This window comes from Nonomuraea sp. NPDC050153, from assembly GCF_044460125.1.
Lineage (GTDB): Bacteria > Actinomycetota > Actinomycetes > Streptosporangiales > Streptosporangiaceae > Nonomuraea.
On the sequence record NZ_JBITJQ010000034.1, the window covers coordinates 117,228 to 131,010 of the forward strand.

Annotated in this window: 11 protein-coding genes; 6 read left to right on the forward strand and 5 right to left on the reverse strand. The window is 72.2% G+C overall.

From position 1 onward, the window contains the following. The first annotated feature begins 13 nt into the window (after positions 1–13). Positions 14–1,033 carry a glutamine synthetase gene (glnII, locus tag ACIBQ1_RS49660; protein WP_397288867.1) on the forward strand — a complete coding sequence of 340 codons (1,020 nt, stop codon included), beginning with the start codon at positions 14–16 and terminating at the stop codon, positions 1,031–1,033. Positions 1,034–1,098: 65 nt separating this feature from the next. Here the strand turns inward: glnII and ACIBQ1_RS49665 are convergent, their stop codons facing one another. The 4 genes from ACIBQ1_RS49665 to ACIBQ1_RS49680 form a co-directional block, all read right to left on the reverse strand. After that, positions 1,099–2,643, reverse strand: a complete 1,545-nt coding sequence (locus ACIBQ1_RS49665) for an aldehyde dehydrogenase family protein (protein WP_397288869.1) — start codon at positions 2,641–2,643, stop codon at positions 1,099–1,101. A 61-nt stretch (positions 2,644–2,704) separates the two neighbouring features. After that, positions 2,705–3,577, reverse strand: coding sequence for a UTP--glucose-1-phosphate uridylyltransferase (locus ACIBQ1_RS49670; RefSeq protein WP_397288871.1), 873 nt, complete (start codon positions 3,575–3,577; stop codon positions 2,705–2,707). A gap of 85 nt (positions 3,578–3,662) precedes the next feature. Further along, the gene (locus ACIBQ1_RS49675) at positions 3,663–3,923 is read right to left on the reverse strand and encodes a hypothetical protein (protein WP_397288873.1); all 261 of its coding nucleotides are present in this window, start codon (positions 3,921–3,923) and stop codon (positions 3,663–3,665) included. Between the two features lie 21 nt (positions 3,924–3,944). After that, positions 3,945–4,490: a cupin domain-containing protein gene (locus tag ACIBQ1_RS49680; RefSeq protein ID WP_397288875.1), complete on the reverse strand. Its 546-nt coding sequence runs from the start codon at positions 4,488–4,490 to the stop codon at positions 3,945–3,947. Positions 4,491–4,602: 112 nt separating this feature from the next. Between ACIBQ1_RS49680 and ACIBQ1_RS49685 the strand changes: the two genes are divergently transcribed. The 5 genes from ACIBQ1_RS49685 to ACIBQ1_RS49705 all read left to right on the forward strand — a co-directional run bounded on the left by ACIBQ1_RS49685 (position 4,603) and on the right by ACIBQ1_RS49705 (position 12,004). Beyond that, positions 4,603–6,111 carry an SWIM zinc finger family protein gene (locus ACIBQ1_RS49685; RefSeq protein WP_397288877.1) on the forward strand — a complete coding sequence of 503 codons (1,509 nt, stop codon included), beginning with the start codon at positions 4,603–4,605 and terminating at the stop codon, positions 6,109–6,111. Continuing rightward, on the forward strand, positions 6,108–7,499 hold the full coding sequence (locus ACIBQ1_RS49690; RefSeq protein ID WP_397288879.1) for a DUF5691 domain-containing protein: 1,392 nt from the start codon (positions 6,108–6,110) through the stop codon (positions 7,497–7,499). Before ACIBQ1_RS49685 ends, ACIBQ1_RS49690 begins: the two co-directional genes overlap by 4 nt. Next, on the forward strand, positions 7,496–8,560 hold the full coding sequence (locus ACIBQ1_RS49695; RefSeq protein WP_397288881.1) for an AAA family ATPase: 1,065 nt from the start codon (positions 7,496–7,498) through the stop codon (positions 8,558–8,560). Before ACIBQ1_RS49690 ends, ACIBQ1_RS49695 begins: the two co-directional genes overlap by 4 nt. Positions 8,561–8,627: 67 nt before the next feature. Further along, complete coding sequence (locus tag ACIBQ1_RS49700; protein WP_397288883.1) at positions 8,628–10,868, forward strand: DUF5682 family protein; 2,241 nt, start codon at positions 8,628–8,630, stop codon at positions 10,866–10,868. Further along, the gene (locus ACIBQ1_RS49705; protein ID WP_397288885.1) at positions 10,865–12,004 is read left to right on the forward strand and encodes a VWA domain-containing protein; all 1,140 of its coding nucleotides are present in this window, start codon (positions 10,865–10,867) and stop codon (positions 12,002–12,004) included. Before ACIBQ1_RS49700 ends, ACIBQ1_RS49705 begins: the two co-directional genes overlap by 4 nt. A 133-nt stretch (positions 12,005–12,137) precedes the next feature. Here ACIBQ1_RS49705 and ACIBQ1_RS49710 read toward each other — a convergent pair whose 3' ends face one another. Next, positions 12,138–13,583 carry an MFS transporter gene (locus ACIBQ1_RS49710; RefSeq protein WP_397288887.1) on the reverse strand — a complete coding sequence of 482 codons (1,446 nt, stop codon included), beginning with the start codon at positions 13,581–13,583 and terminating at the stop codon, positions 12,138–12,140. Positions 13,584–13,783 lie beyond the last annotated feature (200 nt).

Consider the following 13,783-nt stretch of genomic DNA (forward strand, 5'->3'; position numbering starts at 1 on the left):
GAAAAGGACCGCCGTGAGCTACAAGGCTGAGTACATCTGGATCGACGGCACCGAGCCCACGGCTCTGCTGCGCTCGAAGACGAAGATCCTCGCCGACGGGGCAGAGCCGCCGGTCTGGGGCTTCGACGGCTCCAGCACCAACCAGGCCGAGGGCCACTCGTCGGACCGCGTGCTCCGCCCGGTGTTCGTCTGCCCCGACCCGATTCGCGGCGGTGACAACGTCCTCGTCCTGTCCGAGGTCGAGGAGATCAACGGCGACGCGCACGTCAGCAACACGCGCGCCCTGCTCCGCCCGATCGCCGAGAAGTACGCCGCCCAGGAGTCCTGGTTCGGCATCGAGCAGGAGTACACCTTCTTCAAGGGCAGCCGCCCGCTCGGCTTCCCCGAGGGCGGCTTCCCCGCCCCGCAGGGCCCGTACTACTGCGGTGTCGGCGCCGACGCCATCTTCGGCCGCGAGATCGTCGAGCTGCACCTCGACCGCTGCCTCGCCGCCGGTCTGGCGATCTCCGGCATCAACGCCGAGGTCATGCCCGGCCAGTGGGAGTTCCAGGTGGGCCCGGCGGGTCCGCTCGAGGTCGCCGACCACCTGTGGGTGGCCCGCTGGCTGCTCTACCGCACGGCCGAGGAGTTCGGCGTGGAGGCCACCCTGGACGCCAAGCCCGCCCGCGGCGACTGGAACGGCGCCGGCGCGCACACCAACTTCTCGACCAAGTCCATGCGCGAGGGCTACGACGCCATCATCACCGCCTGCGAGGCGCTCGGTGAGGGCGACAAGCCGATGGAGCACATCACCCAGTACGGCGCGGGCGTCGAGAGCCGCCTGACCGGCGCCCACGAGACCGCCCCGTGGAACAAGTACAGCTACGGCGTGTCCGACCGCGGCGCGTCCGTGCGCATCCCGTGGCAGGTCGAGGTGGAGAAGAAGGGCTACATCGAGGACCGTCGCCCGAACGCCAACGTCGACCCGTACGTGGTCACCCGCCTGCTGGTGAACACCTGCTGCTCGGCCCTGGAGAAGGCCGGCCAGGTCTGACCCGCTGACAAAAGAACGGGCCCCTCGTCGCCGAGGGGCCCGTTCTCGTATCGAGACGAGATCGATCATGGCAGGCGGAAGGCCAGATCGGGCTCGATTTCTGCGACGTCCATCTGGGCCTTCTGCAGGCGGCCCGAATGGTCCCAGTTCATCGCCTGCCAGCGGGTGAACTGGTCGAGCACCCACATGCCGGACTGGCGGCTGCCGTTGCCGGACTTGCCGTTGCCGCCGAACGGGAGGTGGGCCTCGGCGCCCGAGGTCGAGTTGTTGACGCTGACCATGCCCGCCGAGATGCCCTCGCGGAAGCGGAAGGCGTGCTGCGGGTCGGTGGTGTAGATGGAGCTCGACAGGCCGTAGCCGGGCAGGTTGGCCAGTTCGACGGCCTCGTCGAGGGTGCTGAACGTGGTCACGCCGACGATCGGGCCGAACGTCTCCTCCAGGAAGAGGCGGTCGGTGGGCCGGACGCCGTCCACGATCACCGGGTGGTAGTAGAGGCCCCCACCGCTGTCGCCGTCGAAGTCGCGGTGCGGGCTGTCCTTCGTGATTTTCCCGATATTTCCGGACACGACCTTGTGGTGGGGCTGGATCCAGGTCAGGTACTCCTCGTACCGATCCGCGAACTTCTGGTCGAGCAGCGGGCCCGCCAGCACGTCCTCCTCGGGGTTGCCGATCCTGGCCTCGCGCACGGCCCGCGCGAACCGCTCCACGAACTCGTCGTGCACGCTCTCGTGCACGATCACCGTGCCCAGGCTGGTGCAGCGCTGACCGGCCGTGCCGAAGCCGGAGAACAGCGCGCCCTCCACGGCCAGGTCGAGATCGGCGTCCGGCATGATCACCATCGGGTTCTTGCCGCCCAGCTCCAGGCAGGCCGACTGCAGGTGCCGGCCGGTCAGCTCGCCGATCTTCCTGCCCACCTCGCTGGAGCCGGTGAACCCGACCTTCTGCACGCTCCCCTCGCCAAGGGCCTGTTCCAGACCCTCGAACGTCGCGGCGCCGTCGGCGAACACGATGTTCAGCACGCCGTCGGGCAGCCCGGCCGCCGCGAAGAGCTGGTAAAGGGCGTGCGCGGAGGCGGCGGCGTACTCGGCGGGCTTCCAGACGACGGCGTTGCCGCACAGCAGCGCCGGGACCAGGTACCACGAGGGGACGGCGACCGGGAAGTTGCCCGCGGTGACGACCGCCGCCACGCCGATCGGGTTCCGGAACGTGAACAGGTTCTTGTCCGGCATCTCCGACGGGACCGTCTGCCCGTACAGCCTGCGGCCCTCGCCCAGGAAGAAGTCGCACGTGTCGACGATCTCCCGCACCTCGCCGAGAGCCTCGGCGTACGGCTTGCCGATCTCCTCCGTCACCAGGCGGGCCAGCCGCTCGGTGTTGGCCTCGACCAGCCGGCCGATGGAGGCGATCACCCGGCCGCGCACGGGCGCGGGCACCTTGGCCCACTCGCGCTGGGCCTCCTTGGCGGTGCGGCAGGCGGCGGCGAACGTGCCGGCATCGGCCAGCCCGACGTGGGCCACGACCTCGCCGGGGCGGGAGGGGTTGGTCGACGGGTACGTGGTGGCGCTTCCCGTCTCCTTGCCACCCACGATGGAAACGATCTGACGGCTCACCGGTGTCCTCCTCATAGTTCCTTCGGTCAGACAATCATCTCGCCGGAAGAAACCCAAGGAGTCAGCCGCTCTCCCGGGCGAGTTCGCGCAACTCCGGCCCGAACCTCGGATGCGCGAGCGCGGCGGCGAACTGGGCCTTGAGGTAGTTGAGCGGCGAACCCGTGTCCCACCAGGTGCCGTCGATCACCTGCCCGTACACCGGGTGGTCCGCCGCGTGCCGGTGCAGGGCGTCGGTGAGGTAGATCTCGCCCTGCGGGTTCTCGTGCCACCTGCGCGTCTGCTCCTGGAGCTCCTCGATGACGCCCGGCGTGACGACGTAGCCGCCGATGGCGGCGTACCGCGAGGGGGCCTGCTCGGGGGACGGCTTCTCCACCAGCCCGGAGATCAGCAGGCGGCCGCCGCCGAGGTCCTCCTTGACGATCGGCACGCCGTAGCGCGACGCGTCCTCGACGGCCATCGGCATCAGGGCCAGCACGGGGGCGCGGGTGGCGTCGTACGCGGCCTTGAGCTGCTTGGCCCTGGGCACCTCGGCCACGAACACGTCGTCGGCCCACAGCACCATGAACGGCTCGTCGCCGATGACGCGGGCGGCGTTGAGCACGGGCGTGCCGTTGCCGTAGGGGCCGTTCTGGTACAGGTACGTGATGTGGGCCAGCGACGACAGCTCCGCCACCGCGTCGGCCAGCTCGTCCTTGCCGGCGGCGCGGAGCTGGAGCTCGAGGTCGGCGTCGGGGGCGAAGTGCCGCTGGATGAGGTCCTTGCGGGACGAGGTGACGATGGTGATCTCGTCGATGCCGGAGTCCACGAGCTCGCGGATGGTGTGCTCGATGACGGGCTTGTCGCCGATCGGCAGCATCTCCTTGGGCAGCGCCCTGGTCAGCGGCAGCAGCCGGGAGCCGAGGCCGGCCACGGGGATGACGGCTTTGTGGACCATGCGTCTCTCCTTGATCGTGCGGCTTGATCGTGCGGGGAGAGAGCCGACGTTACCCCAGCCGTTTTCGGCGGCGGCGAGTGGCCTGTCAAAGGCGCCTGATCTTGATCGTGCGGGGGAGCAGCCGCTCGTTCGCGACCCGCTGACCGGTCCTGAGGATCACGTCGAGGCCGGGGTGGCCGGTGAAGAGGCTGAGGTCGATCTCGTCGGCCGTGTCCAGGAGACGCAACGTCCGGAGCCGGGGCAACCGCGTGAGCGGGGTGAGGTCGGGCAACCGGTCGCAACGGTCCAGGCCCAGCGTGACCAGGTGCTCCTGGTCGCGGAGTGGGGTGAGATCCCCGCCTGGCATGGCTCCTATATACCGGCTTTGCTAAGCCGTGAAGTCGGCGAAATCGAAGCCCGGGGACACGATACAGCTCACCAGCACCGCCTCGTCGGCGGCCGGGCGGGCCGACTGCCACACGCCGCCGGGCACGATCGCCTGGGGCACCTGGCCCCGCTCCACGTCGGGCCCCAGCGTGAGCACGGAGTCGCCGATCGTCAGGCTCAGCGGGCCGCCGCGGTGCCACAGCCAGACCTCGTCCGACCTGACCATGTGCGGGACCGACTCCTCGCCCGGGTGCAGCAGGAAGTAGATGCCCGTGGCGCCGGCCCGCGGGCCGGGGTACCCGTCCGGGCGGAAGGTCACGGACGATCTCCACGTCTCCCTGAACCAGCCGCCCTCAGGGTGAGGGAGCAGGTCGAGGGCCGCCGCGACGGGCGGGCGCTCGACGAACGCCACCGGGGCGCCGGTCACGTCCCTGCGCAGGAAGCGGTTCCCGTCCAGGACGAGCTGCCCGTCGAGCGGGCTGGCCAGGGCCGCCGCCTCGTCGGGGACCTGGATGGGCGGGCCGTCGGGGTAGGTACGCAACTCCACCTGGGAGAGTTTATGCCGATAAATCGGGACAAGATGGGTGGTTCAATTCCGGTCGATGGGCATCTCGCGGACGGGGCGCGAAATGTCGGTGGAGGTGGCTAGTCTGCGGCAGGTGATCGAACGGTGGAGCCGTGATCAGGTGCTCGCCCTGGCCCCGGACGCGGCGTCGCGCTCGGCCGCGCAGAAGGTGGCGGCGCCTGGTAAATGGTCGGTGTGCGGCACGACGGGCACGGTCGTGTACGGCGAGTGCGAGGGCAGCGGCGCCAAGCCCTACCTCGCCTGCGTCGACCTGACCGAGCCCGCCTACCGGTGCAGTTGCCCGAGCCGGAAGTTCCCGTGCAAGCACGCGCTCGGGCTGCTGCTCCTGTGGGCGGCCGACGGGGTGCCCGCCGAGGAGGGCGCGCCGCAGTGGGTGACCGAGTGGGTGGAGGCGCGGGCCGAGCGGGCCGCCAAGGAGGCGGCCAAGATCGAGGCCGCCCGCGCGAAGAAGACCGCCGAGGTGTCCTCGGGTGAGGACGACGGCGGGGCTCCCGGCGCCGGGCGGTCCGGCGGATCGTCGCGGGCGGGCGCGGAGTCCGTCCGCCACGGGCGCGTCGCCGCCGGGCTGAGCGAGCTGGAGCGCTGGCTCGACGACCAGGTGCGGCAGGGGCTGGCCAGGGCCGCCGAGCACGAATGGGAGGGGCTGGCCAAGCGGCTCATCGACGCTCAGGCGCCCGGCGTCGCGGGGGTCGTGTCCAGGCTGGTCCGGGTCCGGGCGGGGGACGACTGGCCGGGGCGGCTGCTGGAGGAATACGCGCTGATCCACCTGCTCGCCGTCGCCTACCGGCGGCGGGCGGAGCTGCCCGGGCCGCTGGCCGAGACCGTGCTGAGCCGGGTCGGGTTTCCCGTCGCCAAGGAAGAGGTGCTGGCCGGGCCCGTGGTGCGGGACCGGTGGGACGTGCTGGGCAGGCGGGACGAGGAGCAGGACCGGCTGACCTCGCGGAAGGTCTGGCTGCGGGGGCGCCGCAGCGGGCGGGCGGCTCTCGTGCTGTCGTTCGCGCCGCAGGGGCAGCCGCTGGACGCCTCCCTGGTCACGGGGACGACGATCGAGGCCGATCTCACGTACTACCCGGGCGCCGCCCCCCTGCGGGCCCTGGTCGCCACCCGACACGGCACCCACGCGGACGGCATCGCCCGGGACGGCTCCGACGGGGATGCCGCCGCCCGGCAGGGCTCCGGCGCGGACGGCGCCGTGCGATACGGCTCAGACGCGGATGGTGTCGCCCCGGACGGGTCCGGCGGGGATGCCGCCGGCCGGCGGGGCTCCGGGGTGGGCGACGTCGCCGGAGCGGTGCTGCCCGGAGGGACGCCGCCCGGGGTGTCTCCGGAGGAGGCGCTCGACGAGGTGGCGAGGGCGCTGGGCGAGGACCCCTGGACCGAGTCCTGGCCGCTCGTGCTGGCCGGGGTGATCCCGGGGCGCGACTCGATCGGCGGACTGCCGCTGCATCGCGCGGCACGCGACCCGTGGCGGCTGATCGCCGTCTCCGGCGGGCGTCCGGTCACCGTGGCCGCCGAGTGGACGCCGCGCGGGCTGCGGCCCCTGACCACCTGGGACGACGAAGGAACGGCGGTGATCCTGTGACCGGTTGGGAGGAGCTCGCCTCGACGGCGCTCGTGGGGACGGATCGCAGGCCGTACCAGGGCGATCTGCTCGATGACGCGGCCGTGGAGGTGGCGCGCAGGAGAGCCGGGCGGAAGACCGGCGCCGGCGCACCACAGGAGGCTCAGGGCGCATCTTCCGAGGACCGGGGCGCGTCTGCCGGAGCTCAGGTTGCTCCTGGTGAGGAGCGGGCGGCCGTGGGGAGGCGGGCGGCGGAGCGGCTGGTGCGGATCATGGGGGGCGAGCACGAGCGGCTGCTGCCCGAATGGCTGGCCGCGGCCGCCGCCACCGGCCGGAGGGTGCCGCCGTACGTGCTGCCCGAGCTGCTGGACAGGGGACGGCGGGACCGCTCGATCCGGGTGCATCTGGGCGTTCTGGCCGGGCAGCGGGGTCGGTGGCTGGCCGGGCTCAATCCCGCCTGGGACTACCTCCTGGAGGAGCCGACCGGGGAGACCTGGGAGCTGGGCGGCGCCGCGGACCGGCGGGCGCACCTGCGCACGCTCAGGCAGGCCGATCCCGCGCAGGCCCGGCGGTTGCTGGAGAGCACGTGGGAGCGCGAGACGCCCGACGACCGGGCCGAGTTCGTGGAGGTGCTGGCCGACGGGCTGAGCATGGACGACGAGCCGTTCCTGGAGAGCGCGCTCGACGACCGCCGTCGCGAGGTCCGCCAGGCCGCCGCCAACCTCCTGACCCGCCTCCCCGGGTCGCGCATGTCCCAGCGCATGGCGGAACGGGCGCGGGCCTGCGTGACCGTCTCCCGGAAGGTCATCGCCGTCGAGGCCCCCCGAGCCTGCGACAAGGCCATGGAGCGCGACGGCATCCGCCCCAAGCCGCCCAGGGGCATCGGCGAGCGGGCCTGGTGGCTGCAGCAGATCCTGGCCCGCGCCCCGCTGTCGATCTGGGGTCACCCGCCCGCGACGCTGCTCACGATGAGGATCCCCGACTGGGACGCCGAGGTGAAGGCCGCCTGGGTGCGCGCCGCCGTGCTGCAGAAGGACCCGGAGTGGGCGCGGGCGATGTTCGGGTGGGACCCGATCGCCGACCTCCTGGAGTCGCTGCCGCCCGGCGAGCAGCAGGAACTCGCCGCCGATTTCGTGAAAAAGCATGACTTGGACAGCCAGTTGATCATGGTGTTGGGCGGAGTGTCGTCCCACTGGCGCGAGGGCCTGGCCACGGCCGTCCTCCGCAAGATCGTGAAGGTGGCCACCACGCAGCCGTGGAACCTCGGCGAGCTGGTCAAGCTGGCCGGCGAGCGCATCGACCCGGTGCTGTCCCCCCTGGCGCTGAGTTACTCGCCCGTGGAGTCCGTCCAGCAGGTGGCCGCCCTGCTGCGTTTCCGTGCCGACATGTACAAGGAGCTTCACCCATGACTGTTCTGCGTCCGCACGCGGAAGACCAGTACGCCGAGGAGCTGGCCTTCCTGGTCAAGGACGACGACCGGCCCAGACCGCCCGGCTGGAAGCTCTCCCCGTGGGCCGTGACCACGTACATTTTGGGCGACGGAGACCGCGTCACCCCCAAATACGTGGGCGCGCGGCGCATCGTCGAGGTCGCCGTCGCCACGCTGGCCACCGACCGGGCGCTGCTGCTGCTCGGCGTGCCCGGCACGGCGAAGACCTGGCTGTCCGAACACCTGGCCGCCGCCATCAGCGGCGACTCCACGCTGCTCGTGCAGGGCACCGCCGGCACCGCGGAGGAGGCCATCCGGTACGGCTGGAACTACGCCAGGCTGCTGGCCGAGGGCCCCTCGATCGAGGCGCTGACCCCGTCGCCCGTCATGCGCGCGATGGCCGAGGGCCGGGTCGCCCGCGTCGAGGAGCTCACCCGCATGCCGTCCGACGTGCAGGACGCGCTGATCACCGTGCTGTCGGAGAAGACGCTGCCGATCCCCGAGCTCAACCGCGAGGTGCAGGCCGAACGCGGCTTCAACGTGATCGCCACGGCCAACGACCGCGACCGGGGCGTCAACGAGCTGTCCAGCGCCCTGCGCCGCCGCTTCAACACGGTCGTGCTGCCGGTCCCGGCCACCGCCGAGGAGGAGGTGGACATCGTCGCCCGCCGCGTCGGCCAGCTCGGCCGGGCCCTGGAGCTGCCGGAGACGACGACGGGGCTGGCCGAGATCCGGCGGGTGGTCACGGTGTTCCGCGAGCTGCGCGCCGGCGTCACGGAGGACGGGCGCACCAAGGTCAAGTCACCCAGCGGCACCCTGTCCACGGCCGAGGCCATCTCGGTGCTGACCAGCGGCATCGCCCTCGCGGCCCACTTCGGCGACGGCGTGCTGCGGCCTTCCGACGTGGCGGCCGGGATCGTGGGGGCCGTGGTGCAGGAGCCGGTCTCGGACCGGGTGGTGTGGCGCGAATACCTCGAGACGGTGGTGCGCGAGCGCTCCGACTGGCGCGACTTCTACCGCGCCTGCCGCGAGGTGTCATGAGCGAGCGCAGCGAGCGACCCATTGGACACGGTCACGAAGTGCTCATGCGGCTGACGAAGGAGGACGCATGAGCATCCTCCCGGGCGGGACGGGCGTCTCGGTGCTCGGTGTGCGGCACCACGGGCCGGGCTCCGCGCGCGCCGTGCGGCAGGAGCTCGAACGCCTGCGCCCCGACGCCATCCTCATCGAGGGCCCGCCCGAGGCCGACCCGCTCGTCACGCTCGCGCCCGAGCTGGAGCCGCCCGTCGCGCTGCTGGCCCACGTGCCGGGGGCGCCCACGCGGGCCGCGTTCTGGCCGTTCGCCGCGTTCTCGCCCGAGTGGCAGGCCATCCTGTACGGCACGGCCGCCGGCATCCCGGTGCGCTTCTGCGACCTCCCGGCGGCCCATTCGCTGGCCGAAGACGAGGAGCGGGCCGAGGAACGGGACGAGGAACGGGCCGAGGACGAGGAGCGGGGCGCGACGCCCGGCCTGCGGGCCGACCCCATCGGCTCGCTCGCCGCGGCGGCCGGCTACGACGACCCCGAACGCTGGTGGGAGGACGTCGTCGAGCACCGCGGCGACACGCCCTTCGAGGTGATCGCCGAGGCCATGGCCGCCGTGCGCGAGGGTTACGAGCCGGACGGCCGGGAGGCCAGGCGCGAGGCGTACATGCGCAAGACCCTCCGCGAGGCGCTCAAGCAGGGCTACGGGCGGATCGCGGTGATCTGCGGAGCCTGGCACGTCCCGGCGCTGACGGGGCCGCTCCCGCCCGCCGCGAAGGACAACGCGATCCTGCGCGGGCTGCCCAAGGTGAAGGCCGAGCTCACCTGGGTGCCGTGGACGTACGGGCGGCTGGCCTCGTGGAGCGGCTACGGCGCGGGGATCACCTCGCCCGGCTGGTACCACCACCTGTTCGGCGCGCCCGACCGGCCCGTGGAGCGGTGGCTGACGGCGGCCGCCGCGGTGCTGCGCGAGGAGGGGCTGGCCGTGTCGTCCGCGCACGTCATCGAGTCCGTACGCCTCGCGCACAGCCTGGCCGCCCTGCGCGGCAGGCCCCTGGCCGGCCTCGGCGAGGTCACCGAGGCGGCCAGGGCCGTGCTGTGCGAGGGCGACGACCTGGCCGTCGAGCTGATCCAGCGGCACATGGTCGTCGGCGACCGGCTCGGCCAGGTCACCGACGGCACCCCGATGGTGCCGCTCCAGCGGGACCTGCGCGACCAGCAGCGGCGGCTGCGGCTCAAGCCGGAGGCGCTCGACCGCGAGATCGACCTCGACCTGCGCAAGCCGCTCGACCTCGACCGCAGCCACCTGCTCCACCGGCTGGGGCTGCTCGGCGTCGAATGGGGGACGCTGGGGGAGTCGCGCGGCAAGGGCACGTTCAGGGAGACGTGGGGCCTGCGGTGGCGGCCCGAGCACGACCTGGCGCTCATCGAGCAGGCCGCCCTGGGCACCACCGTGGCCGGGGCGGCGGCGCAGCGGGCCGCGGACCTGGCCGCGACGGACCGCACGGCCCTGGCGGACCTGACGTCGCTGGTCGAGCAGTGCCTGCTGGCCGACCTGCCGCAGGCGCTGCCCGAGGTGCTGGCGGCGCTGTCGGCCAGGGCGGCCCTGGACACCGACGTGACGCACCTGATGGCGGCGCTGCCCGCGATGGTGCGCGCCCACCGCTACGGCGATGTGCGCGGCACCTCGGCCGAAGGGTTGGCGGCGATCGTCCGCTCGATGCTGGAGCGGATCTGCGTCGGGTTGCCGGTCGCGGTGACGGGGCTGGACGACGACGCGGCGGCGGGCCTGCTCAAACACGTCGACGCCGTGCAGGCGGCCGTCGCCCTCCTCGAGACGGACGGCGCGGGCGAGGCGTCGCCGCGGAGCAGGTGGCTGGTCACCCTGCGGGGCGTCAGCGACCGGCAGGACCTGCACGGGCTCATCGAGGGTCGGCTGACCAGGATCCTGCTGGACGCGGGGGAGCTCGACGACCCGGGCGACCGCATGGCCAGGGCCATGTCCAGGGGACAGGTCCCGGCCAGGGCGGCGGCGTGGGTCGAGGGGTTCCTGGCGGGCGGCGGGCTGCTGCTGGTGCACGATCCGCGGCTGCTGAGCTTGGTGGACGGGTGGCTCACGGGGCTGTCCGGCGGGCAGTTCACCGACGTGCTGCCGCTGCTGCGCCGCACGTTCGGCGGGTTCGCCGCGCCCGAGCGCAGGGCGATCGGCGAACGCGTCCGCTCGGCCGGGAGCGCCGGGCGGGAAGGGGAGCAGGACGTGGACGGGCGGCGCGCGGCGGTGGCCGTCGCGACCGTGCTCGCGATCCTCGGAAAGGAGACCGGATGACCGACGACGAGCGCCTGCGCAGGTGGCGGCTGGTGCTGGGCGGCGGCGACGCCGACGGGACCGGGCTCGGGCTGGAGGGCCTGGACGCGCGGATGGACGCCGCGCTGTCGGCCGTCTACGACCAGGGCGGCAGGGAGGGCGGGCTCGGCGCGTCGGCGCCCCGCGTGGCCCGCTGGCTCGGCGACATCCGCACGTACTTCCCCTCCACGGTCGTCCAGGTCATGCAGAAGGACGCCATCGAGAAGCTCAACCTCACCAGGCTCCTCCTGGAGCCCGAGATGCTGGAGGCGGTCGAGCCGGACGTGCACCTCGTCGGCACGCTGCTCGCGCTCAACCGCGTCATGCCCGACCGGGCCCGCGAGTCGGCCAGGGCCGTGGTGCGCAAGGTGGTGGACGAGCTCGAACGCAGGCTGGTCCAGAAGACCAGGGCCGCCGTGACCGGCGCGCTCGACCGTTCGGCCAGGACGCACCGCCCCAAGCGGGTGGCCGACATCGACTGGGACCGGACGATCAGGGCGAATCTCAAGAACTACCTGCCGGAGAAGAACACGGTCGTCCCCTCGCGGCTCGTCGGCTATGCCCGCAGGCAGCGGTCGGTGCAGCGCGAGGTGCTGCTCTGCATCGACCAGAGCGGGTCGATGGCGGCCTCGGTGGTCTATTCGAGTGTGTTCGGCGCGGTGCTGGCGTCGATGCGGTCGCTCAAGACGTCGCTGGTGGTGTTCGACACGGCGGTGGTGGACCTCACCGACCAGTTGCACGACCCGGTGGAGCTGCTGTTCGGCACCCAGCTCGGGGGCGGCACCGACATCAACCGGGCTATCGCCTACTGCCAGGGCCTCATCACGCGGCCCACCGACTCGATCTTCATCCTGATCAGCGATCTCTACGAGGGCGGTGTGAGGGAGGAGATGCTGCGCCGGGTGGCCGCGATGACGCAGGCCGGCGTCCAGGTGATCGTGCTGCTGGCGCTCTCGGACGAGGGCGCGCCGTTCTACGACCACGAGAACGCCGCCGCGCTGGCCGCGATGGGCGTGCCCGCCTTCGCGTGCACGCCCGACGCCTTCCCCGACCTGATGGCGGCCGCGATCGAGCGTCGAGACATCGCCCAGTGGGCCGAGCGGCACATCGCCGTGTGAGAGGCGGTTGTACGTCGTCGCGGTCCTGAACGGCGCACTCGGCACCTTGTCGGGCGAACCTCGGGCCCGGTGGCGCTTGGAGGGCCTATGAGTCCTCCCGCCGCCGGTTCACGGTGCGTCCCGGCACGGGGCGTCAGTGGCCGGCCTCGCCCGGCCTGGCCTTGCGCGGCAGCAGGTACGACAGGGCGAACGTCAGGGCCAGCAGCCCGACCTCGACCCACACCGTGACCTGCATCGACGAGCCGAAGCTCCACTCGCGCGCGAGCAGGTTGAAGAAGAGCGTCCCGAGCACGGCGGTGCCGAGCGCGCCGCCGAGCTGCTGGATCGCGGTCAGGGTGCCGGAGGCGGACCCGGACTCGTGCGGCTCGACGCCGGCCAGCACGATGTCGAAGAACGGCGCCATGGTCAGGCCCATCCCGATGCCGACGAAGGCGAGCGCGGGGGCGAGCTGCCAGCCGCTGACGTCGACCCCGGCCAGGTGGATGGTCAGGGCGAGCCCGCCCGCGCCCGTGGCCATGACGGCGGTGCCGATCTGCAGCAGGGTGCGGCCCAGCCTCTCCTGCAGGCCGGACATCGCCAGCCCGAAGCCGACGACGCCGCCGAGCGCCTGCGGCAGCCCGGTGAGACCGGCCTCCAGCGGGGTGAAGCCGAGACCGAGCTGGGTGTAGAGGTTGAAGACGAGGCCGAGGCCCATCATGCCGGAGAAGAAGGCCAGGCCGGCCACCAGACCGCCGGTGAAGGCGCGCTTGCGGAAGAGACCGGGCGTGACCAGCGGGTCCTTGCCGGACCTGGCGCGGCGCGACTCGTACCGGCCGAAGATCGCGAACATGGCGATCGAGGCCGCCATCGACACGTACGTCCACGCGGGCCAGCCCAGCTCGCGGCCCTGGATGAGCGGGTAGATCAGCAGGAACGAGGCCAGGGAGACCAGCGCGACGCCGGCGAGGTCGAGCCTGGTGGCGTTCGAGAGGCGGTACTCGGGCAGGAAACGCACTGCGGCCAGCGCGGCGGCCAGGCCGAGCGGCAGGTTGATCAGGAAGATCATGCGCCAGCCCGTTCCGAAGAAGTCGGCGTCGACCAGCCACCCGGCCAGCACGGGACCGCCCACGGACGAGATGGTCATGACCGGGCCGAACATGCCGAAGGCCTTGCCCAGGTCCTGCGGCGGGAACATCTCCTTGATCAACCCCAGGCCCTGCGGGAGCATGACGGCCCCGAACAGGCCCTGCAGCACCCGGCTCGCGATCAGCATCTCCGGGCTGACCGCGACACCGCACAGCAGCGAGGCGGCGGTGAAGCCCAGCGCGCCGATCACGAACATGCGCTTCCTGCCGAACAGGTCGCCAAGACGCCCGCCGGTGATCAGACCGACGGCCATGGCCAGGGTGTATCCGGCGCCGAGCCACTGCACGACGCTGTCGCTGCCGCCCAGCTCCTTCTGGACCGTGGGGGCGGCGATCGTGGTGACGAGCGCGTCGAGCAGATCCATGACCTCGGCGGCCAGGATCACGAACAGTGCGACCCAGCGCCAGCGGTAGGGCTGGGTCTCGGTCGTCGCCGTTGAGGCGGTGACTGTCACGGGGGGCTCCTTAAAAACGGTGTTCTATTAACGAACGCTGTTCGCTACGAACACCGTTTTAGTGGCGAACGCTGTTCGTGTCAAGTACAGTGTTCGTATGATGGTTCGCATGTTGCGTCCTGGAAGCTGGTCCAGGCCTGCGGGTGAAAGTCCCGTCCGGGTAAGCATCGGAGCGCCCGGTAGCAGGCCCCGGCCCGTCA

Coding starts and splice junctions, on each gene's coding strand:
- ACIBQ1_RS49670 (WP_397288871.1), bottom strand. CDS start 3,577: ATGGTCCACAAAGCCGTCATCCCCGTGGCCGGCCTCGGCTCCCGGCTG.
- ACIBQ1_RS49675 (WP_397288873.1), bottom strand. CDS start 3,923: ATGCCAGGCGGGGATCTCACCCCACTCCGCGACCAGGAGCACCTGGTC.
- ACIBQ1_RS49695 (WP_397288881.1), top strand. CDS start 7,496: ATGACTGTTCTGCGTCCGCACGCGGAAGACCAGTACGCCGAGGAGCTG.
- ACIBQ1_RS49700 (WP_397288883.1), top strand. CDS start 8,628: ATGAGCATCCTCCCGGGCGGGACGGGCGTCTCGGTGCTCGGTGTGCGG.
- ACIBQ1_RS49705 (WP_397288885.1), top strand. CDS start 10,865: ATGACCGACGACGAGCGCCTGCGCAGGTGGCGGCTGGTGCTGGGCGGC.